A 25,436-nucleotide genomic window follows, 5' to 3' on the forward strand; every position below is an offset into this window, starting at 1 on the left:
TTTCAGTGGATACATCGATACAGGCCAAAGCTGAAAAGGGCATCGAGTTTGCCGAGGAACTCGGCTACCAGAAAGCCCTCAAACCCCGCCAGATCCAGATGATCGCCATCGGTGGCGCTATCGGCACCGGCCTCTTTCTGGGCGCCGGCGGACGACTAGCCGCAGCCGGCCCGGCTCTCATCTTCGTTTATGCCCTTTGCGGTTTCTTCGCGTTTCTCGTTCTGCGCGCTCTCGGCGAACTGATCATGCACCGCCCGACTTCGGGCTCGTTCGTTTCCTACGCTCGCGAGTTCTACGGCGAGAAAATGGCCTTTGCCGTCGGCTGGATGTACTGGCTGAACTGGGCGATGACGGCCGTGGCGGATGTCACCGCCGTTGCGCTCTACATGAACTTCTTCAAGCAATACGTGCCCTTCCTTGCGGGCATCGACCAATGGATGTTCGCACTGGTGGCACTGCTTGTCGTGCTGGCCATGAACATGCTGTCGGTCAAGGTGTTCGGTGAGCTGGAATTCTGGTTCAGCCTGATCAAGGTTCTGGCGCTTGTCACCTTCCTGATCGTCGGCATCTATTTCGTCATCTTCGGCACGCCGATCGAAGGCCATGTCACCGGTTTCAGCGTGATTACCGACAATGGCGGCTTCCTGCCCAACGGCATATTGCCCGCTTTCGTGATCATACAGGGTGTGATCTTCGCCTATGCCTCGATCGAACTGATCGGCACGACGGCCGGCGAAACGGAAGATCCGCGCAAGATCATGCCGACGGCGATCCGCACCGTCGTCGTACGCCTCTTGGTCTTTTATGTCGGCTCCGTCGTTCTGCTTTCGCTGCTCCTGCCGTACAACGCCTACAAGGCTGGCGAGAGCCCGTTCGTGACCTTCTTCGGCGCGATCGGTATCGAAGGTGCGGATATCATCATGAATCTCGTGGTCCTGACCGCCGTCCTGTCGTCGCTGAATGCCGGTCTCTACTCGACGGGCCGCATCCTGCATTCGATGGCCGTTTCGGGTTCGGCGCCGGCCGTGCTTGCCAAAATGAACAAGGCTGGCGTGCCCTATGGTGGTATTGCCGTAACGGCCGCGGTGACGGCGATCGGTATCGTGCTTAATGCCATCGTTCCCGCCATGGCGTTCGAAATCGCGCTCAACCTTGCAGCACTCGGCATTATCAGCGCATGGGCCGTTATCGTGCTCTGCCAGCTGAAGCTCTGGAGCCTCGCCAAACAGGGCAAGATGCAGCGTCCGGACTTTGCCATGTTCGGCGCGCCCTACACCGGCATCATCACGCTCGTCTTCCTCGCCAGCGTGCTGGTTCTGATGGCGCTGGATTATCCGGTCGGCAGCTGGACCATGGGTTCGCTGATCATCATCATCCCGGCTCTTGTCATCGGCTGGTACCTGGCGCGTGACCGCATTGCAGCGGTCGCGGCGGAAAACGCCGCCAAGCAGACAGCTGCAACCGATGGGACCGCATCGTGATCGCCTCAATGAAAAAAAAACCTCTGGTGGCGGTCATCGCCACCGGCGGCACCATTGCCAGCCAACGGGATCAGGACGGCGCCAGCCGTCCGAGCCTTGATGGTGACAGCCTTCTCGGGCAGCTTTCGGATACGGGCATCGACCTCAAGGCCATTGACCTGATGGCCAAGGATTCTGCCAGCCTGACATTGTCCGACATGCAGTTGATCAGCCACTCGGTCGGCACGCTTCTTGCCGATAAGGAGATCGATGGCATCGTCGTGCTGCATGGTACCGATGCCATGGAAGAGACGGCGATGCTCGTGCAATTGCAGCACGCCTTGACCAAGCCCGTCATCTTTACCGGCGCCCAGTTTACGGCGGATCATGAACAGGCGGATGGCCCGGCGAACCTTGCAGCCGCCATTACCGCGGCGGTCGATGGTGACAACACCGGACGCGGCGTACTGGTCTGCTTTGGCGGAAAAACCCATCCGGCCTGGGGCCTTTACAAACATTCGGCCGATGAGACCGATGCATTCCGGCAATCGACACGACAGGAAAACCCTGGCCTTCACCATTCGGGCGATGTCAGCGCCGTGCGTGTCGATATCGTTGCCATCTATCCCGGTTGCGACGGTGCACTTGTGGATGCAAGCCTGGCGGCCGGCGCAGGCGGCATCGTGTTGGCCGCGCTCGGCTCGGGCAATGCCACGCCATCCGTTGTTGATGCCGTGCGGCGCTGTTCGCAAAAGAAAGTACCCGTCGTCGTTTCCAGCCGCGTGCCGCAGGGCAGACTGACCTCGACCTATGGCGGCGGTGGTGGCGGACACGATCTGGCGCTGGCCGGTGCCATCCATTCCGAAAACCTCAGACCCGGTCAGGCGCGGATGCTGCTGGCAGTTCTTCTGGCGGCAGGCATGGACCCGGATGCCATGGCCAACGCCTTTGCCGAGAGCGGCGGCTGACCGTTTCGCAAACTGCGGCGGCCTCCCGGCGTAGGGCGCAAGCCATGCTCGTTGCCCGGCTTTTCGGATCACCCTGACAACAGGCGGCGAAACAGTCTTGCCGCCTCTGGTCTGCGCAGCCTATAGCGCTACAATAATTCCAAACTTTGTCGCTGAAGGGCTGCGCCATGACCAAATCTTTCACCATCGTTATTGCCATGGCAGTCATGACCATGGGGCTTGCCGCCTGCGGCAACACGATCCGCGGCGTCGGTCAGGATGCCGCCAATACCGTGAATGCCACCCAGAACGCCGGAAAACGTATTGATCGTGCTGTCCGCTACTGAAACACGTCGAGATCTTTCTCATTCGCTGGCTGTGCTATAGGCTCTTGTTCTTACACAGGCCCTGATCCGAAACTGATTTCCATTTTCGGGAGACACTCTCCAACCGGTCGTCCGGCCTGAATGGCCGGCATTTTCCCGCCATGCTGGATCTATTTTCTCTACAACTGCATTCGATGCGACATCTGGGAAGGCTTGACGCACAACTGGCTGCGGCGCGATCCGCAGGCTTTCGGCATGTCGAGGCGTTGGAGGCACATCTGGCTTCCCGTGAAAATTTGCGACATAACCTCGATCGCTTCGATCTGGCCTGTTCTTCCGTTCATGTCGGCATGACGGCGCTGCAGCAGGATCATGCACCGATTGTCGAAGCGTGTCTTGCAGCGGGGATAACGAGCGTTTTCGCCACCCGCCTGCCGATGCAGGATCCTCGCGATCCGGCCGCATGGCAGAAAGCGGGAGAAAGGCTCGGCACACTGGCGGAGGTGTTTGCCGGCCATGGCATCGGCTTCGGTTATCACAACGGTGAGCATGGCTTTGTGCCGTTGAAATCAGGGCGTTGCGGCATCGAGGATCTGTTCAGGGCCGCCTCCGGCTCATCGCTCAGATGGCAGGCCGATATCGGCTGGATCCGGCGCGCCGGTGCCGATCCGCTGGAATGGCTGAAACGGTTTCGCACACGACTGATATCAGCGCACATCAAAGATGTGGGTGCGGACGCCGATTTCGAGGAAGGCTGGCGCAATCTGGGCTCCGGCCTGCTCGTGTGGCCGATCCTGTTCAAGGCTGCGGTCGAGTGCGGAGCACGCACGCTGGTCGTCGAGCATGACAACCCACCCGATCCCGCAGAGTTTGCCAGGCGCAGCTTTGCCTACCTTTCACGCTATGACAGCCGCAGCGCGTTCTAACCCTTCACGCCGGACGAAATCATCACCGCTTCTGTCACCTTCTTCTGGAAGATCAGATAGGCGATGGCGACCGGCATGGCCCCCAGAAGCGCCACCGACATCAGCCGTGCATAAAACACGCCGAATGCATCGTTCACCTGGGTGATGCCGACCGGGATGGTCATCTTGTTTTCCGTGGTGACAGCGAGGAAGGGCCAGAGGAACTGGTTCCAGGCCATGATGAAAGTGATGATGGCGAGCGCTGTGGTGATGCCCCAGTTGAGCGGCAAATAAACCTTGAACAGAAGCGTGTAATCACCGCCACCATCAAGCACGACGGCTTCGCGCATTTCCTTCGGCACAGCATCGAAGAATTGCTTGTAGACGATGATGACCACCGGAACGATGAGCTGCGGCAGGATGATGCCGGCCCAGGTGTTGATCAGGCCCATATCGTTCATCAGGATGAATTGCGTGACGACAAGCGCCTGCGACGGCACCATGAAACTGGCAAGCACGACGCCATAAAGAATGCGGCGGCCGGGAAAGCGCATCTGCGAGATGGCATAGGCGCACATCATGCCCGAGACGATAACGGTGAAGGTGATGATGACCGCCGTGCCGATGGAATTGATGTACCAGTTGACGAGGTTGGTGTTCCATAAAATGTCGATATAGGCGGCCGGGTTGAACTCGTCGGGGATGACGCCCGCCTCCTTGGAAACGACCCGATCTTCAGAGCGCATCGAGGTGATGAAGGCCCAGTAGAGCGGAAAGATCCAGAGCGCGGCTGCCGCGAAGGTTCCCACGGTCAGCACGCCGTTTTCGAGTTTGCGCAGCGATGTCATCGGCGGCCTCCGGCGCGAAGAAGTTGATATTGCAGCACGGAGAAGGCCGCGATGACGATGAACAGCACCAGCGCGATGGCCGAGGCATAACCGCCGTGATTGAGCTGAAATGCCTCGCGATAGACCATCAGCAGCATCACATAGGACGAATTGAACGGCCCTCCCTTGGTGAGCAGATAGATCTGGTCGAAAATTTTCAGCTGCAGGATCATCTGCAATGTCAGCACAAGCGCCGTGACCGGCCATAGAAGCGGCCATGTGACCCGGCGGAAGAGCTGCATGCGGGTCGCGCCATCGAGCTGCGCCGCCTCGTAATAGTCCTTCGGAATGTTGCGCAGACCCGCGATGAACAGCAGCACGTTAAAACCGTTGGTCCACCAGATGGTGACCAGCGCCACCGTCGGCATGGCCCAATAGGGGTTCTTGAATACCGCGACGGATTTGCCGAAGAAAAACGCGATGACCGGCTGCAGCACGCCGAACTGGAAATCCAGCATCCACGTCCAAATCTGCGTGACGACCGAAACGGGCAGGATGTAGGGCAGGAAGAAGATGGCGAGCGCCAGAGCCTGCAAGGAACCACGCAGCCGATTGATCATCAGCGCGATGCAAAGCGCAATCACGGTGGTCGGGATCACCGTCAGCAGGACGAAATAGCCGTTGTTTTTGAGTGATGTCAGAAACAGCTTGTCCGACAGAAGGCGTGCAAAATTGTCGAAACCGACCCACTCGCCCGCACCGATCAAGGGACTGTCGGTGAAACTCAGCGCCACCAGACGGATAGCCGGATAAAGAAAGACCAGCGCAAACGTCAGCACGAAGGGTGCCACAAGCGAAACGGCCACCGCCATTTCCCTGCGCCGATTTGTCAGCATTGCCACGTCTTGAACCTCCATGCTCGAAAGAGTGGCCGCCAGAGACCGGCGGCCACGGCTGACGGTGTCACTTCAACACGTTTTGCAGGTCGGATTTCATCTGCTCGGCGGCAGCCATCGGCTCCGCATAACCGTGGATGGCGGGCGAGATGATGTTGATGGCCGCGTCATAGATCGGCGAGCCGACGCCGGCGATTGGAGAGCGCGGATCGTAGGATGCCGTGTCTGCCAGCGCCGCATATGTGGCGTTCGGCTCCATCTTCTTGAATTCGGCGCTTTCGGCGACCGGCTTGAAGGCCGGAATATGGCCGGCATCCGCCCAGGAGATAGCGTGTTTTTCCATCCAGCCGATCACGGTCATCACGGCCTTGCGTTTTTCCGGCGTCAGCTTGTTGTTGGCGGGAATGGCGAAGGCATGCGAATCCGCCCAGGTCGTCTGCGTGCCCATCAGGTTCGGCACCTGTACTGCACCCCATTTATAGCCGAGCGAGCCCTTCTTTTCGAGGTCGACCATGGTCGGCACTTCCCAGACGCCGTTGAGCGAAAAGGCCGATTTGCCGGAGGTGAACAGAGCGACCGAGGCTTCATATTCCGCCTGTTCCGGCTGCCATTCATTGGTCTGCCAGTTGGTCATCACCTCGATCGCCTTGGCGGCTTTCTGAAGATTGTCGCCGGCCAGAACCTCGTTGCCGGTGATCAGTTCGCCGCCCAACTGGCGGAACAGCGTGTAGAATACGCGGTAGGTGGCGCCATCATCGCCGGTGGCGTAGGAAACCGGCGCCTCGGCACCCTTTTCCTTGGCATAAGCCAACGCTTCTTCGAAATCCTTCAGATTATTGATGCCGGTCAGCTTGCCATCGGCATTGAGGAATTTCGATCCTTCGAGAAATTTTGCGTTGTAATAGAGCACGATGGAATGGATATCGAACGGCACCGCATGCAGCTTGCCGTCATCGCCACTGGCGGCCTGAAGTGCTGCCGGGAAAAAGCTGTCCTTGGTGAGACCGGCATCGGTCAGGTCCTTGTCCGAAATCTCGTCGAGCACGCCTTCCTTGAGGCCCAGCGGCATGCGCGACAGATGGTAGGTCATCACGTCAGGCCCCTGCCCTACGGCCACGGCCGTGCGCACCTTGGTGTAGAAGGGCACGCCCCATTCCAGCGTCGTGCCGGTGATCTTGATATCCGGGTGCTCCTCGTTGAAGCGGCTGATCAGCGCCTTCATGCGCACGCCATCACCGCCGGAAAAGAAATCCCACCAGGTGATGTTTTCCGCAGCCATTGCCGGCACGGACATAAGGGCGATCGCGGTTGCCGCGAGAAGCTTTCTGCACAACATTTGAAGTGTCCTCCATCACGAAGCCACCTCTCCCGAAGGTGGCGGGTTGAAATGTCTGCCTTTCCCTACCGGCGCCTGCTATCGCAACCGGCTGCCGTCTTCGGCGAAGAGCAGAACCTCCCCTGCATCCGCCGAAAGCGATATCTTTTTGCCATCGAAATTTTCGCGGCGACCGCGCATCTCCACCACGATGTCCTTGCCCGTCGCGAGACGCGCATGCAGGTACGAAACGCCGCCGAGATCCTCGGCCATGTCCACCACCGCCTCGAAACCGCCCTCGGCCGGGGCCAGATGTTCGGGCCGGATGCCCACCCTGACCGCCGTCCCTTCGGCGACACCAGCATCCGACTTTGCCGACAGTTCTGTGCCGAGCCCATCGAGCGCAACGCGGATCACGCCATCCTGCCTGCTCGTCACCCGGCCGGGCAAAAAGTTCATGGCCGGGGAGCCTATAAAACCGCCGACAAACTGGTTGTTCGGATTATCGTAAAGATCGAGCGGCTTTCCGGCCTGCTGCAACACGCCCTTCTTGAGGACAAAAATGCGGTCCGCCAGCGTCATCGCCTCCACCTGATCATGGGTGACATAGATCATCGTGGCACCGATCTGTTTATGCAGTTTGGCGAGCTCCAGCCGCATCTGCACGCGCAATTCTGCATCGAGATTGGAGAGCGGCTCGTCGAACAGGAATACGTTTGGCTTGCGCACGATCGCGCGGCCGATTGCAACCCGCTGGCGCTGGCCGCCCGACAATTCGGACGGCCGTTTCTGGAGTTCCTCCTCAAGATGCAGGATCCGGGCTGCCTCCTGCACCATGTCGTTGACCTCAGCTTTCGGCGTCTTTTTCAGGCGCAGCGAAAAGGCCATGTTTTCGAACACGGTGAGGTGCGGATAAAGCGCGTAGGACTGGAACACCATCGCCACTTCACGCCTGGCCGGCTCGACATCGGTAACGTCACGGCCTTCGATGGAAATCGAACCTGACGTCGTTTCCTCCAGCCCGGCGATCAGCCGCAGAAGCGTGGATTTTCCGCAGCCCGAAGGCCCGACGAAGACGGCAAAGTCACCCGTCGGGATGTCCATGCTGATATCATGGAGGACGCCAACCGCGCCAAAGCTCTTGCTGACATTTCTGATCGTGATCCCCATGCCAGGCCTCACGAAACCTTCAGACGGAAGACGTGATAGGACAGCGGGGCAATCGCGCCCTTGAGATTGCCATCCTCGACGCCGACACCATTGCCCGATTTCGGCACGACGTGATCCGGCTTGTCAGGGCCATTGGTGTCGGTGAGCTTGTATCCCTCCATGGCATGATGCTCATAAAGCGAGATATCGGCAAAACCGGTGAGGCTGACATCCAGTTCGGCCTTTTCCGTCAGGTGGCGGTTGACCACGAACAGCGTCAGCAGGCCTTCGTCGCGGTTGCGCACCGCAGCGACATCGAGATAGGACACGTCGTCGGCCACCTGGCAATCATAGGTCGGTGCATCCACGGCCACCCGCAGCGCCTCTCCGCGACCAAAAATCGAGGCAAAACGATAGGGATGGTAGATCGTCTGGCGCCATGCCGGGCCATTCTTTTCGGCACGGATCGGCGCAATCACATTGACCAGCTGCGCGATACAGGCAATGCGGACACGGTCGGATCGGCGGATGAACTCGTTGAGCAGGCCGGCAACAAAAAGCGCATCTTCGAAATTGTAGGTTTCTTCCAGCAATGCCGGCGCTTCCGGCCAATCCCAGGTGCGCCAGCGATGGCTGTCTTCCTCGCGGATATGGTACCAGACGTTCCATTCGTCGAAGCAGATATGCACGTCGTTCTTGGCGCGCTTCTTGGATTTGACGTAATCGATCGTACCGGCGATCGTCTGGATATAACGGCCGGTTTCCTCGATCTTGCCAAAATAGTTCAGCGTGTCCTTGCTGGAATTGCCGAAATATTTGTGCAGCGAGATGTAATCGACATTCTCGTAGCACTCTTCGAGAACCTCACGTTCCCATTCCGGGTAGGTGGCCATGCCATCATTGGAACTGCCGCAGACGATCGCCTCGATCGTGCTGTCAAAACCCTTGAACGCCTTGGCGGTTTCGTTGGCGAGACGTCCGTATTCGGTCGCCACTTTGTGACCGATCTGCCAGGGGCCGTCCATCTCGTTGCCCAGGCACCACATTTTCACGTCGTAACCGTCCTTGCGGCCATGCGTGCGGCGCAGATCGCTCCATGTCGTATCCGACGGAAAATTCACATATTCGAGGAAATTGCGTGCATCCTCCAGACCACGTGAACCAAGGTTCACCGCCAGCATCATCTCGATACCGGCCATATCCGCCCATTCGGCAAATTCGTTGATGCCGATCTGGTTGGTTTCCTTGGAACGCCATGCGAGATCGAGACGAACCGGACGCTGGTCGCGGGGGCCGATACCGTCTTCCCAACGATAGGCTGAAACGAAATTGCCGCCCGGATAACGGATCGCCGGAATTTTCAGATCCTGCACGAATTTCAATACATCGGTGCGGAAACCGTTGGCATCGGCATTGGGATGACCGGGCTCGTAAATGCCGCCATAGATGGCGCGGCCCATATGTTCGATGAAGGCCGAATACAGCCGTTGATCGATATCGCTGATCTTGAAATCGCGGTGAACGGCGACGCGTGCCTTCATTGAGCTCTCCTCCAAAAACTCTATCGAAAAATCGATATACATCGTATTTTTTGATAGAGTTTCTTAATCCGACGGAGGCGTCAATGGGGAGAATGCGCTGCACCGCACAAACAGAGCGCGCATGGGCACCCGTGAAGCAACTTAACTCTTTGTCATCAAACGAAGAATGATGTCCTGATCATAATTGCCGAAACCGCGACCAAAAATGTTGATGCCGCCCGGATGCTTGCCATCTGCCTTGACCTCGACACGCAGACGCACCGAACGATGGCCATCAAGATCGAGATCCGCAGCGGTGACATCGGATATCCTGTGCCCATCCACAAAGGTGCCCGACGGGCCGACGGACCATGTTTTCAGCGGCCCGTATTGCGATCCCTTGAGCTTCCACCAGGCGGGCGTATAGGCGCCGCGACGATCGCCAAAATCGCCGGGCGACGTCCAGATGCCAAGTTCCTTGCCATTGATCGAGACCACGATATCGGATGGCCAATTGGCAAGCGTGCCCGGCACCTCGGAGCTGACCTCCATGGAAACCTCAATGGTTTCAATGCTATCGCCGCGCAGCTTGGCATTGTTGGGAAACTGGTATTCGACAAAACCGCTGGTGAACCACAAGAGGCTGGTCTTCATCCGCTCGGGGTCCATGAATGTTTCCGGCACATCGAGAAGGCCGATTATGCCCTCCGTCGAGCAGATACCGCAGGGGCCTGTCACCGCATTGTTGGTGTAAAGACCGAGCGGCATCGAGACCTCGATGACATTGGCCGACAGCGCTCTTTCATTGGAATGAAAGCTGACGATGAGTTCATCGTAAACGGCGAAACAGATCTTTTGATTGCCCTTACGCGCCTTCTGCAATTCGGTGCGCACCAGCCCGGCCTTTTCCAGAACCTGAAGATGCGTGGATACAGACGATTGCGGAAAACCGGAAATCTGGGCGAGATCGTTGATATTGATTCCGGGGCGTTTTGCCAGTTCTTTCAGCAACTTGATGCGAGCAAGTGACGAGACGCCCTTAATCGCCGCCAGATCTTTTTCCGGATCGATAACAAGAAAGTTTCGGTTCATCTTCGCGACCTGGATAACGGGAAATCAGTCCTTTATATCGTATTTTTTGATTTATATACAGATTTTTGTTTTGGTGAAAACGGGAGTGATTGCGCGCCCCAAGACCAAACCGGCCGATAATCTGCGTTCATGTGTTGACTGGGCGTGAAATTATCTATGAACGATCACGCATAAAGTTCAGACAAGCAGCGAGTCCTTTTTCCCGATGAGTGTTGATACGAATAAGCCTGCGGCGATCTCCGCCGAAGAAAGCCATCTGGCGCGCAATCTTTCCAATCGTCACCTTCAACTGCTCGCCATCGGCGGCGCGATCGGTACCGGCCTGTTCATGGGATCGGGCAAGACGATTTCACTCGCCGGCCCGTCGATCTTGCTGGTTTATGCCATTATCGGCTTCATGCTGTTTTTCGTCATGCGGGCATTGGGCGAACTGCTACTCTCCAACCTCGAATACCGCTCCTTTGCCGATTTCTCCGGGCATTATCTCGGCCCCTGGGCGCAGTTTTTCACCGGCTGGACCTACTGGCTGTGCTGGATCGTGACCGGCGTTGCCGATGTGGTGGCGGTTTCGGGTTACATATCGTTCTGGTTTCCCGAGCTTGCACTCTGGATCCCGGCGATCGGCCTTATCCTGACGCTTCTGTGCCTCAACCTGCCGACGGTGCGCAATTTCGGTGAAATCGAATTCTGGTTCGCACTGATCAAGATCGTCGCCATCTGCGTGTTGATCTGCGCCGGCACGGCCATGCTGCTGTCGGGCTTCACCCTGCCGAACGGAGCCTCCGCCTCCGTCACCAATCTTTGGGTACATGGCGGCTTTTTCCCGAACGGCTTTACGGGTTTCGTCGCCGGTTTCCAGATCGCTATCTTCGCCTTTGTCGGCATCGAGCTGGTCGGAACGGCAGCCGCCGAAGCCAAAGACCCGGAAACCAGCCTGCCAAAGGCGATCAACTCGATCCCTATTCGCGTCGTGCTGTTTTATCTCGGTGCGCTGTTCGTCATCATCTCGGTCATTCCGTGGAACCAGGTCGACCCCAACAGCAGCCCGTTCGTGGCGATGTTCTCGCTGGCCGGTCTCGGCATTGCCGCGCATGTGGTCAATTTCGTGGTGCTGACCTCGGCGACATCAAGCGCCAATTCCGGCATCTATTCCACCTCGCGCATGATCTTTGGCCTAGCCACGGATGGCCTCGCGCCCAAGGCGCTCGGCCATCTCAACAAGCGCAAGGTGCCGGCCAACGCGCTGTTTTTCTCCTGCATCTTCCTGCTCTCTGGCGTGGTGATGCTTTACGCCGGACAAAGTCTGCTGGAAGCTTTCACCATCGTCACGACGATTTCGGCGCTGCTGTTCATCTTCATCTGGTCGGTCATTCTGGCATCCTATGTCCAGTATCGCCGCCAGCGTCCGGACCTGCACGAAAAATCATCCTTCAAGATGCCGGGCGGAAATGCCGCCGTCGTCATGGTGTTCGCCTTCTTCGCTTTCGTCCTGTGGGCGCTGGGGCAGGAAGCGGATACCGCCAAGGCGCTGATGGTCACGCCTCTATGGTTCGTCCTGCTGGCGATTTCCTATGTCGCAACGAAGATGATGAAGCGCCGGTAACACCCGGTGCCCGGTCCAGCATCACCTGCCTCCATTTAGCGGGTGATGCTGTCAATATCTGCGTTCAGCCCGCCTTGCGCATCAGCGGCACGACGCCTTCGTCATCCTTCAAGCCCTGCACCAGCTTGGCCAACCAGTCGACGAACACACGCACCTTGTTGCTGAGATGCCGGGTCTGCGGATAGACGATGTAGAGCGGAAGGGTCTCGCAATCCCAGTCCGTCATGATCTCGACAAGCTCGCCGCGCTTGACGGCGTCATTCACCATGAAGCCGAGAGACTGGCCGACACCGATGCCTGAAATCATCGCGTTGAGATAGGATCGGGCATCGTTGACCGAAACGATATAGCGCGGATTGATCTCCAGGGTCTCGTCGCCGCGGCAGAATTCCATGCTCATCACCCGGCCGAGCGTGGCATTGAGATAACCGATGGAGAAATGCTTTTCCTCCAGTTCTCGCGGGTTTGTCGGTTCGCCGAATTTTTCGAGATAGAACGGCGCTGCAAAGGTACGCAACTTGACTTCGCCGACCTTGCGGGCAATCAGCGATTGGTCGGTCGGTGTGCCACCGCGCAGCGCGCAGTCGACGTTTTCAGCAATATAATCAACCAGACGGTCACCAACTCCGATATCGAGCTGGATTTGCGGATAACGTTGGTAGAAATCGCAAAGGTTCGGGATCACAACCAAGTCCGCGAAGGCGCCGGCCATTTCCACACGCAATCGGCCTGATGGCTGTGCCTGCGAATTCGACATGGAGCCGTCGAGTTCGTCGATTTCCGAGAGGATCTGGATGGCGCGTTCGTAATAGAGCGCCCCGTCGGTTGTCACCATCACGCGCCGGGTGGTACGATTGAGAAGCGTGGTGCGCAGATGCGCCTCCAGCGACTGAACCATATTGGTCACAGTTGTTTTCGGCATATCGAGCGCGGTCGCGGCCCTTGTAAAGTTGCCGGTCTCGACGACACGGACAAAAACACGCATTGCCGACAATTGATCCATGTTGGGCCTCCGAGTGCGCCGCAGCATTATCCATGAAATTGGAACAGTGTTGCCGTGAAACGCATGCTTGTGCGGTTTGCATGGAATAATAATATCAGGCTCAGAATTTTCGGCAACCCAACCCGCATTCGACATTTTGCGGTTCGAGGCAATCATGACGGCGCAATGGGAAAACATCGTTTTCGACAGGTCGGTTACAGCGCCTGTACCCATGCGCCTTTATGATGGCACGACGGCCGGAAAGGCCGCACCGATCGTGCTTTACCTGCGGGGCCGCGCCTTTCTGGATCGTGACCGGGGGGAAGCCGAACGACCGATTGCCAAGGCGCTGGCGGAAACCGGTGCAGTGGTGCTGGAGGCGGATTATGCGGTCGCCTCGCAGAACATGTTTCCGAAGGCCATGGACTGTGCCTTTCAGGCGCTGGCCTGCCTTTCGGGCAAGCGCAAGCAGTTCGGCAGCGCCAAGTCGCCGCTTTTCGTGGCGGGTGACGAGGCCGGTGGCAATGTGGCGGCAGGCGTGGCGTTGAAGGCACGGGATCTTTTGCCCGGCGAGTTGAAAGGCCAGATGCTTTTCTCGCCGATGATCGATCCGAAAATGACGTCGGCATCGTTTCGCGAGGCCGACAAGGTTGGGATGCGCGAAAAATGGTCGGATGGATGGAGCCATTATATCGGCTCCTTCTTTCAGCACCCCTATGCTGCACCCTGCCTGTGTTCGCGCCTGAACAATCTGGCGCCGGCGTTGATCGTCACATCCGAGGACGATCCGCTGCGCGACGAGGTGACCGGTTATGCGGATCGCCTCAAGTCAAGCGGCGTGACCGTGCGCCAGCGTATCTTTTCAGCCGATTGCGGCTGGACGAGTGTCTACAAGGAGGGAACCGGCAAATGGCTTCCTTCCCTGTGCTCAGAGTTTACCGGGTTTGTCGAAACCCTGCACTGACGGCAGGTTCGGCACCCAATCCATACAGGCATGAAAATTCCAAGGTCGAAGGAGACCCATCATGAACAATGCGGAATTTTGATTTTTAGGCTGAGGCCCTGATCTCCCATCAGGCCAATCCCGGCATCAAGAACAAGGAATTCACGGAGGCATGTCATGCCGCCGACACTGGTTCTTTGTCCTTAATCACGGCCTCGGCGACGATTTGAGTTGAACGATCAGGCGGCAAACGCCCGCCAGGAGAGAAAAATGACATCGAAGATCAAGAACTGGGCCCTGTGGGGTTCCGGACTGAGCGTTGCTGCGCTCATCGCAGGCGGCGCCTTCTATCTCGACATGCCGAAGGGCGCCATTGCTGCCCCTGCAGCAACCGCTGCTGCACCTGCCGTGCCGGTCAAGGTCGCGTCCGTCGAGCCCCGCAGCGTTACCACATGGCAGGAATTTTCCGGCCGTCTGGAAGCCGTGGACCGCGTGCAGCTGCGTCCACGCGTTGCCGGTGCCATCCAGTCCGTGCATTTCCGCGAGGGTGGTCTGGTGAAGGAAGGCGACCTGCTGTTCAGCATCGACCCTGCTCCGTATCAGGCCGCAGTTGCCGAAGCGCAGGGCCTTGTTGCCTCCGCTGAAGCCAAGCTGGAACTGGCCAATACCGAACTGGAACGCGGCAGAACGCTCTCTGCGAAAAACACTATTTCGCAAAGCGATTTTGCCCAGCGCCAGAGCACCCAGCAGGATACGCTGGCAAGTCTTCAGTCGGCAAAAGCCGCGCTGACGGTTGCCCAGCTCAACCTCGATTACACCCAGATCCGCGCGCCGATCTCCGGTCGCGCAGGCCGGATCGAGGTGACCGTCGGCAATCTCGTGGCACAGGGCTCCGCCTCTACGCCACTGACGACCATCGTGTCTATCAATCCGATCTATGCAAGCTTTGACGCCAGCGAAGAACTGGTTGCCCGTATCCTCTCGGAAGTCCCGGTCGAGAACGGTCTTCCGGCCCTCGACAAGGTGCCGGTCGAAGTGACGACCCTTGCCGCTAATGCCGACCCGATCCGTGGCAAGCTGCAGTTGATCGACAACCAGGTGAATGCCGCCAGCGGCACGATCCGGGTTCGCGCCGAGTTCGGCAATGGTGACGGACGCCTGATCGCCGGCCAGTTCGTGCGGGTGCGCATGGGCCAGCCCAAGGAAGAATATCATCTTCTGATCAGCGAAAAGGCCGTCGGCACCGATCAGGACAAAAAATTCGTCTTCGTTCTCGATCAGGGCAATACGGTCGCATACCGCCCCGTACAGCTCGGTTCGGCTGTTGATGGCATGCGCATCGTCGAAAGCGGCTTGAAGCCGGGCGATCGCATCGTCACCAGCGGCCTGCAGCGTATCCGTCCCGGCGCCGTCGTGGCCCCGGAAGAAGACGCGAAACTGGCATCGAAATAACAGCATAACGACCGGCGGCAGTCCGGTCGGTTTTCCACCCTCGAGGTTTTGGTCGCCCGCAGTCAGCTGACTGCGGGATGGAGATCTCTATGCCTCGCTTTACCCCTGGAGAGAGGGTTTCGTCATGAACGTTTCCAGATTTTTCATCGACCGCCCGGTGTTTGCCGGCGTGCTTTCGGTGCTGATCGTGGTGGCCGGCCTGCTTGGCATGCGCGCGCTGCCGATTTCCGAATATCCTGAAGTCGTACCGCCATCCGTGGTGGTGCGCGCAACCTATCCCGGCGCCAACCCGACCGTTATCGCAGAGACGGTGGCAACACCGCTGGAAGAGCAGATCAACGGCGTCGAGGACATGCTCTACATGTCCAGCCAGGCGACATCCGACGGCGTTCTGACGCTGACCGTGACCTTCAAGCTGGGTACCGACCCGGACAAGGCACAGCAGCTGGTACAGAACCGCGTGTCGCAGGCCGAACCGCGTCTTCCGACGGAAGTGCGATCGCTCGGCATCACCACGATCAAGGCCTCACCGGACTTCATCATGGTGGTTAATCTCGTGTCGGCCACCGACCGTTATGACCTGACCTATCTGCGCAACTATGCGACGCTGAACATCAAGGACCGTCTGGCTCGTATCGAAGGTGTCGGCCAGGTGCAGGTGTTCGGTTCGGGTGACTATTCCATGCGCATCTGGATCGATCCGCAGAAGGCCGCCGAACATTCGCTGGCCGCCAGCGACATCACCGAGGCCGTGCGCGGCCAGAACGTGCAGGCCGCCGCCGGCATTATCGGCGCCTCGCCGAGCCTGCCGGGCGTCGATCTCCAGCTGAACGTCAACGCGCAGGGCCGCCTGCAGACGCCGGAAGAGTTCGGCAACATCATCGTCAAGACCGGCGAAAACGGTGAAATCACCCGCCTGCGCGATGTCGCCCGTATCGAACTCGGCGCTTCCGACTATACGCTGCGCTCGCTGCTCGATGGCCAGCCGGCCGTCGCCATCCCGGTTCTTCAGGCGCCGGGCTCCAACTCGATCGAAATCGCCGATACGGTTCGCGCCACCATGGACGAGCTGCAGAAGGCGATGCCGGAAGGCGTGAAATACGAGATCGTCTACGACACCACCGAATTCGTGCGTTCGTCGATCGAAAAGGTCATCGACACCCTGCTCGAAGCCGTGGCACTGGTCGTTCTCGTCGTCATTATCTTTCTGCAGACATGGCGCGCCTCGATCATTCCGCTTCTGGCGGTTCCGGTATCGGTCATCGGCACCTTTGCCGTCATGTACATGTTCGGCTTCTCGGTCAACGCGCTCACCCTGTTCGGGCTTGTGCTGGCCATCGGTATCGTCGTGGATGACGCGATCGTGGTGGTGGAAAACGTCGAACGAAACATCGAAAACGGCTATGCGCCGCGCGAAGCAACCTATCGCGCCATGAAGGAAGTGTCGGGCCCAATCATCGCGATTGCGCTGGTTTTGGTCGCGGTCTTCGTGCCGCTCGCCTTCATCTCCGGCCTGTCCGGCCAGTTTTACCGGCAGTTCGCGCTGACGATCGCCATCTCGACGGTCATCTCGGCCATCAACTCGCTGACGCTGTCTCCGGCACTCGCCGCAATGCTCTTGAAGGGTCACCATGCCCCGAAAGACAGACTGACCCGTGGCATGGATTTCCTGTTCGGCTGGTTCTTCCGTGGCTTCAACCGTGCTTTCGGCGCCGCCTCTAATGGTTACGGCCGTACGGTCGGCGGGCTTCTTTCGCGCAAGAGCCTGATCATGGTCATCTACCTCGCTCTGGTCGGTCTCACCTACAGCATGTTCAATGCGGTTCCGGGTGGTTTCGTGCCGAGCCAGGACAAACAGTATCTCGTTGGCTTCGCTCAATTGCCGGACGGTGCCACGCTGGACCGCACCGAGGACGTGGTCAAGCAGATGAGCGACATCGCTCTGAAGCAGCCCGGCGTAAAGCATGCGATTGCCTTCCCGGGCCTCAACATCAACGGCTTTACCAACGGCTCCAATTCCGGCGTGGTGTTTGCCGTGCTGGACGATTTCGAAAACCGCAAGACGCCGGAACTATCCGGCGACGGCATCGCCATGGCGCTGAACGGACAATATGCCGGCATCAAGGATGCGTTCATTGCCATCTTCTCGCCACCGCCGGTCAACGGTCTCGGCACGACGGGTGGCTTCAAGCTGCAGATCGAGGATCGCTCGGGCTACGGCTACCAGACGCTGGACGAAGCCACCAAGGCGGTCATCGCCAAGGCATATCAGACACCTGAACTGGCCGGCATCTTTTCGAGCTACCAGATCAACGTGCCGCAGCTTTACGCCGACCTCGACCGCGCCAAGGCAGAGCAGCTCGGTGTATCGGTGACCGACGTTTTTGAGACGCTGCAGATCTATCTCGGCTCGCTCTATGTGAACGACTTCAACGCCTTCGGCCGTACCTACAGTGTGCGCGTCCAGGCCGATGCCAAATTCCGCGCCAAGGCGGATGATATCGGCAACCTGAAGGTTCGGTCGCAATCCGGCCAGATGATCCCGTTGTCGGCGCTCATGAAGGTGGATGAAACGGCAGGCCCTGAACGTACAACGCGTTATAACGGCTTCCTTGCCGCCGATATCAACGGCGCACCGGCACCGGGCTACTCTTCCGGTCAGGCACAGGCAGCGATCGAGAAAATCCTGGCTGAAACCCTGCCCTCCGGCATCGACTATGAATGGACGGACCTGACCTACCAGCAGATCCTTGCCGGTAATTCGAGCATCATCGTCTTCCCGCTGGCCCTGCTTCTGGTCTATCTGGTGCTGGCAGCCCAGTATGAAAGCCTGACGCTGCCACTTGCCATCATTATGATCGTGCCGATGGGTGTGCTTGCGGCTCTGACCGGCGTGTGGCTGACCGGTGGCGACAACAACATTTTCACCCAGATCGGGTTGGTGGTGTTGGTGGGCCTATCGGCGAAAAACGCCATCCTGATCGTGGAATTTGCACGCGAACTGGAGTTTGAAGGACGAACGCCGTGGCAGGCCGCGGTCGAGGCAAGCCGCCTGCGTCTGCGCCCGATCCTGATGACCTCCATGGCCTTCATCATGGGTGTCGTGCCGCTGGTCATCTCCACCGGTGCGGGTGCGGAAATGCGCGCAGCCATGGGTGTCGCGGTGTTCTCCGGCATGATCGGGGTGACCTTCTTCGGCATCTTCATGACCCCGGTCTTCTACATGCTGGCACGTGCCATGACCGGCAACCGGCCACTTACCCAGCACAAGGACGAGACGCCGCATCAGCCGGATCATCACGCTTCGGAGGCAGCTCCCGCCCTCTCTCCGGCGGAATAACAGGCTGCTTCCCGGTCGGGGCCACGTCATTGTCTGCCGCCTTGACGTGAAGCCAGCCCCGATCTGCCGCGCGGGTCTTTCCACCGGAGACCCGCGCGGCATTGTTTTGCAAATGCGTCAGCCGGCGGTTCCCTCACGGGCATCGATCATCGCCGTCAGCGTCGATAGACGATCCGCATCCCGCGGCAGCTTGTCCTGCCGCAGGCGGGCGATACGGGGAAACCGCATGGCGACGCCGGATTTGTGGCGGGTCGATCGGTTGATGCCTTCGAACGCCACTTCCAGCACGAAACCGAAATCCGGTTGCGCCTTGACCGCTCTGACCGGCCCGAAACGATCCACCGTATTGTCGCGCACGAATTTGTCGAGCACCTCCAGTTCGGCATCGGTAAACCCGAAATAGGCTTTGCCCACCGGCACCAGATGTTCGCCATCCGGGCCATCCGCCCAGACGCCAAAGGTGAAATCGGAATAATAGCTCGACCGTTTGCCGTGGCCACGCTGGGCATACAGCATGACGGCGTCGATGTTGAATGGATCACGTTTCCACTTGAACCAAGGCCCCTTGAGGCGGCCGGCCTGATAGACACTGTCCTTCCTTTTGATCATGACTCCTTCGATGACCGGATCCGGCGGTTCGCGACGCAGGGTATCGAGTTCGTCCCATGTCTTAAACGGCACAAGATCGGAAAGATCGAAGCGGTCATGTGGGGCACGTTCGATAATGTCGGAGAGCCGTCCGCGCCGCTCGAGAAATGTCTGGGCGCGGATGTCGTCGTCCGCTTCGAAAAGCAGGTCGTAGGCGCGCACGAAAGCCGGATAATCCTCCAGCATTTTTGCCGTCACCGTCTTGCGGTTGAGGCGCTGCTGCAGGTCGGAAAAGGTGCGGGTCGGGTTGTTGGAACGGGCGGTGCCGCCTACGAGCAATTCACCATCAATCACGCCATCGAAACTGATAGCATCGACAATATCGGGAAAGGCGCCGGTAATATCATCGCCGGAGCGCGAATAGAGCTTTTTCGTGCCGCCGTAACTCGACATCTGCACGCGAATGCCGTCCCATTTCCATTCTGCGGCATAATCGGCGGGATCGAGTTTTTGGAGATCGCCGTCCTCGACCGGATTGGCGAGCATGACCGAGTGGAAGATCGCGGGCGTGGCCAGAACCGGTTTTTCCGCCTTGCCTTCCAGCCAGGCGAACAGCGGTTCATAAGGCGGTTCCAGCCCGTGCCAGAGCGTTTCGATCTCGGTCACATCCTTGCCCGACATCTCCGACAGCGCCTGTTTGGCCAGCCGTGCCGACACGCCGATGCGCAATGCGCCGGTCGCGAGTTTCAGGAAGGCGAAACGGGCGGAGGGATCGAGATGATCCAGCATGTCACGCACGGCAGAGCGGACTTCGGTACGGCCCAAGGCATTCATGCGGGCAACGGCCGCGCCAAGACGCGGCTGTGCCGCGTCGTCGACACGCTCCTTGGCGCCGCCATCCCAGACCAGCGCGATGGTTTCGGCCAGATCGCCGACATAATCGTAGGAATAACGAAACAGCACCTCGTCCATGCGCTCCATGACGAGTTCGCGCAGCATGGCGGGTTTGACACTCTTGAGATCGAGCGTGCCGGCAATGGCGGCAAGGCCGTAACCACGGTCGGGATCAGGGGTCGTGCGGAAGTAATCAGCCAGCAGTTTCAGTTTGCCGTTGCGGGATGGGGTCAGGACGAGACGGTCGAGAAGCGTGGCGAAGGCTTTCATCAATCCCCCTCATCCTCATAACCGACCAGATGCAGCGGCTTGGCAGGCAGCCCCTGCAGCTCACACCAGCGCACCAATGCCTCCTCGCGCCCATGCGTGACCCAGACTTCGGAAGGGCCGATCTCCCTGATCGTCTCCAGCAATTCCGGCCAGTCGCAATGATCGGAAATCACCAGCGGCAATTCCACCCCTCCCTGTTTGGCGCGCTGACGCACCATCATCCAGCCGGAGGCAAACGAGATCAGCGGCTCGTTGAACCGCCGCGCCCAGCGATCCTGAAAGGCTGAGGGCGGGCCGACGACAATGGCGCCCTTGAAGAGGTCCGGCGTGCTCTTGTCGATCGTTGCCGGGCGCAGATCGCCGAGTTCGATGCCCTGCCCCTCGTAATAATCGCAGAGTTTTGCGAGCGCGCCGTGGATATAGACGGGCTTGTCCCAACCGCAGTCGCGGATCAACCGGATGACACGCTGCGCCTTGCCGAGCGAATAGGCGCCGACCAGATGCGTGCGTTCGGGAAACTGCTGGATCGAGGTCAGCAACTTGGCGATTTCGCCACGCGGTTTTGGATGATGAAACACCGGCAGGCCAAAGGTCGCCTCGGTGATGAAGACATCACATTTCACTGGTTCGAACGATGCACAGGTGGGATCGATGCCGCGCTTGTAATCACCCGAGGCGACGATGCGCAGGCCATCCTTTTCAACGGCGATCTGCGCGGAACCCAGCACATGGCCGGCTGGATGAAAGCTGACAGCCACGCCACCGACATCCAGAACCTCTGCAAATTCGGCCGCCTGCTCGCTTTCACAAAAATCCTGACCGTAGCGGATGCGCATGATGTCGAGCGTCTGAGGTGTAGCCAGGACATGACGGTGGCCGGCGCGGGCGTGATCGGAATGGCCGTGGGTGATCAGCGCCCGATCCACGGGACGCACCGGATCGATGTAAAAGCCGCCGATCGGGCAGAACAGCCCGGCGGGTGTGGAATGAAGCAGGGCCTCGGGTCTCATGCTATCGAGATAGGGCGCGGCCCGAGGCTTTGGAAGGTTTGTACGGTCATAGCGTCAGCTACGGAATGGCAAGCGGACATTCTTCAGGGCGATTGCCGCGATCAGGCCAAGTGCGGCAATACCCGATGCCGTCAGGAACATGTTGGTGAAGGCACCGGCATAGATATCCGCGACGGCCAGACGCGAGGCTTCCGGTAATGTCGCCATCAGCTTGGGTGTCAGCGAATGGATGTCAGGCACGCCGGGGATTGCCACCTGCACACCCCTGAGGCCGGCCGCTATGATGGCACCGTAGATGGAGATGGCGATCGCCGCGCCGCCCATGCGCATCAGGGTCACCGTGCCGGTCGCGGTTCCGATATCCCCTCTTGGAACAGAATTCTGCACCGCGATGACCGGCGCCTGCTGGCCGAAACCGACGGCAAGCCCCTGGAACAGCATGACGAGTCCGATGACATAAAGCGGTGTACCGGCATGCAGTTGGGAAAAGATGCCGAGTGAAATGCAGTTCAGCGACAGACCGAGCACGAGAAACGGTTTATAGCGTCCTGTCATGGCGATCAGCCGGCCGGCAGAGATAGACCCCGCCACCAGACCGACCGTGACCGCGATAAAGAAGGAACCGGCTGCAGTCGGCGACAGACCGGTCGTCGTCTGCAGGAAGAATGCGAAATAGTTGACCATGCCGATCGCCACCGAACCGCTGGTCGCGGAAATGACAAGCGACAGCGTAAAGGTCGAATCCCTGAACAGACGCAGCGGTATGATCGGTTCGGCGGCGCGTTTTTCCACGGCGACCCAGAGGGCAATGCAGATCGCGCAGATGGCGACGACGATCAGGCTTTCGGTGGAAATGATCGAGCCGAACAGCTCACCGCTATCGGCAAACAGCACAAAACACGAAATCGCGGCGGCCAGCAAAATGGCGCCGAGATAATCGATCTTCGGCTGTCGCTCCGGACGCTTGTAAGGCAGAAGAATGATCAGGCCAGCCAGCACGATGATGCCGATCGGAAGGTTGATCAGGAAGATCGAGCGCCAACCGAACAGGTCGCTCATCGTTCCGCCGAGCAGCGGCCCGACACTGCCGGAGGCCATGATGACCAGGCTGGTATAACTCTGATATTTCGCCCGTTCGCGTGGTTCGAACAGATCGGCATTGACGGAGAAGATCGACACCAGAATGCCGCCACCACCCAGGCCTTGGAAAACGCGGGCGGCGATCAGCGATTCCATCGACCAGGCTAGGCCGCAAATCAGCGAGCCAAGGGTGAAGAGCGTGATGGACGCGATCATCACATATTTCCGGCCGAACAGATCGCCGAGCTTGCCGTAAAGCGGCATGACGGCGCTGCTGGCAAGAAGATAGGACGAACCGATCCAGCCGAAACGCTCCATCTGACCGAATTCACCAACAATGGTCGGCAAGGCCGTCGAAACGATCTGGTTATCCAGCGTCGCCATGAACATGGAGAACATCAGGAAAAAGAAGAGAAGCAGACGCCGACGCGGATCGGCGACGAGCGGCTGAAACGCCGGCTGGGACATATCCATGAAATGACTTTCGTACGATTGACAAAAATTATGTGCCTTTCGCATATAATAGTCAATCGCATGCTTTTGCCAATCGCAAACAAATGTTTGCTGCGAGGTGCGGATTTGCTATTAAACCGTCATGACCAACAGCACGCAAACCTCATCCGTCGCGTCGACAGGCAAGCCTGATACGGAGACCGCAAGCGCCGACGAGACGACTATCGTTATCGGCCAGACGTTGACGCGCATGCGTTTCCTCATCGGCCGCCGCATCGTCGGACGTATGGCGATCGCCAATGTGGCACCGGGCCTCGATCTGACGGACCTGGATGTGCTGGATGTGAGCCGTCGCATCGCGCAGGCAGGCGGCGAAGTGACCGTCGGCGCCATTGCGGAGGCGATGCGCATCGATCCGTCACGCGGCAGTCGTCTTGTGGCCGATCTCGTCAGCCGCGGCATCTTGCGCCGGGACGCATCGCAAGAAGACGGCCGCCGCTCGCTGATCGCGCCCACGAAATTGGGAGAAAACCTGCTGAAGGAAATCCGCAACGTCAAGCACGGCCTGATCGAGCAGATGACAGCGGATTGGAGCATGGAGGACCGAGAGACATTCGGCCGACTGTTTGCCCGTTTCGTTGATGGCTTCGAGGATGTTTACCGATCTTCCGACACAACCGGTGAACCGGCAGGCCTGCCTCCGCATCCGTAAAAAAATCAGATGCCGGAACCGTCGGCCAGCACGGGATGGGTGATGCTCAACCTGTCGCGTCCGAGCTGCTTGGCATCGTACATGGCACGGTCGGCGCTGGCGAGCAGGCTTTCCGGGTTATCGCCATCCTGCGGATAGAAGGCGGCCCCCATGCTGCAACTCGGCCGGATCGTCTTCCCCTCGATCAAGACAGGCGACGATAGCGCGATACGAACCTCCTGCAGACGGCGCACAACATGCGGCTCGTCCTGGAAGGAATTGGGAAAGACGATGGCAAACTCGTCACCACCGAGACGGACGAGAAGATCGCTGGCGCGTACGCAGGCCGCAAGGCGCCCCGCCAGCACTTTCAGCACCTCGTCACCGGCTGCATGCCCATGGCGGTCGTTGATCTGCTTGAAATTGTCGAGATCGATATAGGCGACGGTGACCTTGCGCCTCTCGCGTTTCGCTTCCAGCAGAACCCGGTTGAACTGCGTCCAGAACAGTGCCCGGTTCGGCAGACCGGTCAGGGCATCGTGGTGCGCCATGTGGCGGATGCGCTCTTCGTTGCGCGTCCGCTCGATGGCGATCCCGGCGATATCGGTGGCGACGGACATCACTTCCAGTTCCAGCGGCGTCGGCTCGCGCACGCTGCGGGCGTAAAGCGCGACGGTTCCCAGCACCGCACCATCCGGCCCCATGATCGGCATTGACCAGCAGGCACGAAAACCGAAAACCAGCGCAAGATCGGCAAACGAATGCCAGAGCGGATCGTTCTCGATATCGCTGACGATGACGCGCGACTGACGCCATGCTGCCGTGCCGCAGGAGCCGGTGCGCGGCCCGATCTCGATACCGTCGATCAGTTTCACATAGGTCTCCGGCAGACTTGGCGCCGCACCGTGGCGCAGCCGGTCGGTTCCTTCTTCCATGAGCAGTACGGATGCACAGACATCGCCAAGCTGCTGCTCCACCAGTCGGCTCAAGGTTTCCAGCACATTCGGCAGGGGCTGCCCGCGCGCAATCATCTCCAGAAGCGTGGCATGGCAGCGCCGCAGTTCTTCCTGGCGCTTGCGCTCGGTGATGTCACGCGACACGCCCAGAAGGCCGATCACTTCGCCCGCATCATTGAACAACGGTGTCTTGGTGGTGAGCAGCCAGATCGGATCGCGATCAAGGATTTCGATAAATTCCTCGCGCTCGAGAAATCCCTTGCCGGACGACATCAGATTTTGCTCGAGCATAAAAATTTCTTCGGCTTTTTCCAGCCGGATATGATCGAAAATCGTGGTTCCCAGCATGCCTGTCGCGGCGTAGGGACCACTGGCTGTCGCGGTGGCGGCATTCACATAGACGTAACGGCTGCGGCGATCCTTGATATAGAAAAACTCGGGAAAATCATCGAGGATTGCGGCCGCATCCAACGCCCGCTGCATCAGATGGGCATGATCCTCGCCCAGATCGCCGGATGTGGAGATGCGCAGCAGCTGATAGCGGAGTTCATCAAGCGCGTCGGAGCTTTCCTCCGAAACGACCTCCCGCGACATGGCACTGCTCATCCATGCTTCTCCTTCGACAATCGTTGGGAAGTCCCCAGCCCCGGTCAGGAATGATGGGCGACAATTCCTTAGCCTTAATTAAGAAGATCGGAACATTTCGAAACTTTTGCGGGCCTATCATCATATTTTCC

The 25,436-nt window shown here is 59.0% G+C and carries 20 protein-coding genes; 9 read left to right on the forward strand and 11 right to left on the reverse strand.

What is annotated here, in order from left to right; translation table 11 throughout:
• Positions 1-5 precede the first annotated feature (5 nt).
• From ACRQ1B_RS12970 to ACRQ1B_RS12985, 4 genes are all read left to right on the forward strand, one after another.
• Positions 6-1,481 carry an amino acid permease gene (locus tag ACRQ1B_RS12970; RefSeq protein ID WP_432294091.1) on the forward strand — a complete coding sequence of 492 codons (1,476 nt, stop codon included), beginning with the start codon at positions 6-8 and terminating at the stop codon, positions 1,479-1,481.
• Positions 1,481-2,428 carry an asparaginase gene (locus ACRQ1B_RS12975; RefSeq protein WP_432294593.1) on the forward strand — a complete coding sequence of 316 codons (948 nt, stop codon included), beginning with the start codon at positions 1,481-1,483 and terminating at the stop codon, positions 2,426-2,428. Before ACRQ1B_RS12970 ends, ACRQ1B_RS12975 begins: the two co-directional genes overlap by 1 nt.
• Before the next feature lie 167 nt (positions 2,429-2,595).
• Positions 2,596-2,754 (forward strand): entericidin domain-containing protein, encoded by a 159-nt coding sequence (locus ACRQ1B_RS12980; RefSeq protein WP_432294092.1) that lies wholly within the window; start codon positions 2,596-2,598, stop codon positions 2,752-2,754.
• Positions 2,755-2,894: 140 nt separating this feature from the next.
• On the forward strand, positions 2,895-3,659 hold the full coding sequence (locus tag ACRQ1B_RS12985; protein WP_432294093.1) for a sugar phosphate isomerase/epimerase family protein: 765 nt from the start codon (positions 2,895-2,897) through the stop codon (positions 3,657-3,659).
• Here the strand turns inward: ACRQ1B_RS12985 and ACRQ1B_RS12990 are convergent.
• The 6 genes from ACRQ1B_RS12990 to ACRQ1B_RS13015 form a co-directional block, all read right to left on the reverse strand.
• Entirely contained in the window at positions 3,656-4,486 is an 831-nt protein-coding gene (locus tag ACRQ1B_RS12990) for a carbohydrate ABC transporter permease (protein ID WP_432294094.1), read from the reverse strand. The two genes, ACRQ1B_RS12985 and ACRQ1B_RS12990, sit on opposite strands and share 4 nt — an antisense overlap.
• Complete coding sequence (locus tag ACRQ1B_RS12995; protein ID WP_432294594.1) at positions 4,483-5,361, reverse strand: carbohydrate ABC transporter permease; 879 nt, start codon at positions 5,359-5,361, stop codon at positions 4,483-4,485. The genes ACRQ1B_RS12990 and ACRQ1B_RS12995 overlap by 4 nt, the downstream gene beginning before the upstream one ends.
• A gap of 67 nt (positions 5,362-5,428) precedes the next feature.
• Positions 5,429-6,697, reverse strand: coding sequence for an extracellular solute-binding protein (locus tag ACRQ1B_RS13000; RefSeq protein WP_432294095.1), 1,269 nt, complete (start codon positions 6,695-6,697; stop codon positions 5,429-5,431).
• A gap of 78 nt (positions 6,698-6,775) precedes the next feature.
• On the reverse strand, positions 6,776-7,846 hold the full coding sequence (locus ACRQ1B_RS13005) for an ABC transporter ATP-binding protein (protein ID WP_432294096.1): 1,071 nt from the start codon (positions 7,844-7,846) through the stop codon (positions 6,776-6,778).
• Positions 7,847-7,854: 8 nt separating this feature from the next.
• Positions 7,855-9,366 (reverse strand): arabinosylfuranosidase ArfA, encoded by a 1,512-nt coding sequence (gene arfA / locus ACRQ1B_RS13010; protein ID WP_432294097.1) that lies wholly within the window; start codon positions 9,364-9,366, stop codon positions 7,855-7,857.
• A 141-nt stretch (positions 9,367-9,507) separates the two neighbouring features.
• Positions 9,508-10,437, reverse strand: a complete 930-nt coding sequence (locus tag ACRQ1B_RS13015; RefSeq protein ID WP_432294098.1) for an ArsR/SmtB family transcription factor — start codon at positions 10,435-10,437, stop codon at positions 9,508-9,510.
• A 205-nt stretch (positions 10,438-10,642) separates the two neighbouring features.
• On the opposite strand from ACRQ1B_RS13015, the gene ACRQ1B_RS13020 reads away from it, so the two are divergent.
• Positions 10,643-12,040, forward strand: coding sequence for an amino acid permease (locus ACRQ1B_RS13020; RefSeq protein WP_432294099.1), 1,398 nt, complete (start codon positions 10,643-10,645; stop codon positions 12,038-12,040).
• 64 nt (positions 12,041-12,104) lie between these two features.
• Here the strand turns inward: ACRQ1B_RS13020 and ACRQ1B_RS13025 are convergent, their stop codons facing one another.
• Positions 12,105-13,043 carry a LysR family transcriptional regulator gene (locus tag ACRQ1B_RS13025; protein ID WP_432294100.1) on the reverse strand — a complete coding sequence of 313 codons (939 nt, stop codon included), beginning with the start codon at positions 13,041-13,043 and terminating at the stop codon, positions 12,105-12,107.
• A gap of 154 nt (positions 13,044-13,197) precedes the next feature.
• Between ACRQ1B_RS13025 and ACRQ1B_RS13030 the strand changes: the two genes are divergently transcribed.
• The 3 genes from ACRQ1B_RS13030 to ACRQ1B_RS13040 all read left to right on the forward strand — a co-directional run bounded on the left by ACRQ1B_RS13030 (position 13,198) and on the right by ACRQ1B_RS13040 (position 18,757).
• Complete coding sequence (locus tag ACRQ1B_RS13030) at positions 13,198-13,986, forward strand: alpha/beta hydrolase fold domain-containing protein (protein WP_432294101.1); 789 nt, start codon at positions 13,198-13,200, stop codon at positions 13,984-13,986.
• Between the two features lie 249 nt (positions 13,987-14,235).
• Positions 14,236-15,417, forward strand: a complete 1,182-nt coding sequence (locus tag ACRQ1B_RS13035) for an efflux RND transporter periplasmic adaptor subunit (protein ID WP_432294102.1) — start codon at positions 14,236-14,238, stop codon at positions 15,415-15,417.
• A gap of 124 nt (positions 15,418-15,541) precedes the next feature.
• Positions 15,542-18,757 (forward strand): efflux RND transporter permease subunit, encoded by a 3,216-nt coding sequence (locus tag ACRQ1B_RS13040; protein WP_432294103.1) that lies wholly within the window; start codon positions 15,542-15,544, stop codon positions 18,755-18,757.
• A gap of 117 nt (positions 18,758-18,874) precedes the next feature.
• Here the strand turns inward: ACRQ1B_RS13040 and ACRQ1B_RS13045 are convergent, their stop codons facing one another.
• The 3 genes from ACRQ1B_RS13045 to ACRQ1B_RS13055 are packed head-to-tail and all read right to left on the reverse strand — an operon-like array spanning position 18,875 to position 23,073.
• Entirely contained in the window at positions 18,875-20,509 is a 1,635-nt protein-coding gene (locus ACRQ1B_RS13045) for a cisplatin damage response ATP-dependent DNA ligase (RefSeq protein WP_432294104.1), read from the reverse strand.
• The gene (locus ACRQ1B_RS13050) at positions 20,509-21,519 is read right to left on the reverse strand and encodes a ligase-associated DNA damage response exonuclease (RefSeq protein ID WP_432294105.1); all 1,011 of its coding nucleotides are present in this window, start codon (positions 21,517-21,519) and stop codon (positions 20,509-20,511) included. Before ACRQ1B_RS13050 ends, ACRQ1B_RS13045 begins: the two co-directional genes overlap by 1 nt.
• Before the next feature lie 54 nt (positions 21,520-21,573).
• Positions 21,574-23,073 (reverse strand): MDR family MFS transporter, encoded by a 1,500-nt coding sequence (locus ACRQ1B_RS13055; protein WP_432294106.1) that lies wholly within the window; start codon positions 23,071-23,073, stop codon positions 21,574-21,576.
• A 121-nt stretch (positions 23,074-23,194) separates the two neighbouring features.
• Here ACRQ1B_RS13055 and ACRQ1B_RS13060 point away from each other — a divergent pair, with 121 nt between their 5' ends.
• On the forward strand, positions 23,195-23,764 hold the full coding sequence (locus ACRQ1B_RS13060) for a MarR family winged helix-turn-helix transcriptional regulator (RefSeq protein WP_432294107.1): 570 nt from the start codon (positions 23,195-23,197) through the stop codon (positions 23,762-23,764).
• A 5-nt stretch (positions 23,765-23,769) separates the two neighbouring features.
• On the opposite strand, the gene ACRQ1B_RS13065 is transcribed toward ACRQ1B_RS13060, so the two are convergent.
• Entirely contained in the window at positions 23,770-25,305 is a 1,536-nt protein-coding gene (locus ACRQ1B_RS13065; RefSeq protein ID WP_432294108.1) for a sensor domain-containing protein, read from the reverse strand.
• Positions 25,306-25,436: the final 131 nt, after the last annotated feature.

Source organism: Endobacterium panacihumi, assembly GCF_050847465.1.
Classification (GTDB): Bacteria; Pseudomonadota; Alphaproteobacteria; order Rhizobiales; family Rhizobiaceae; genus Neorhizobium; species Neorhizobium panacihumi.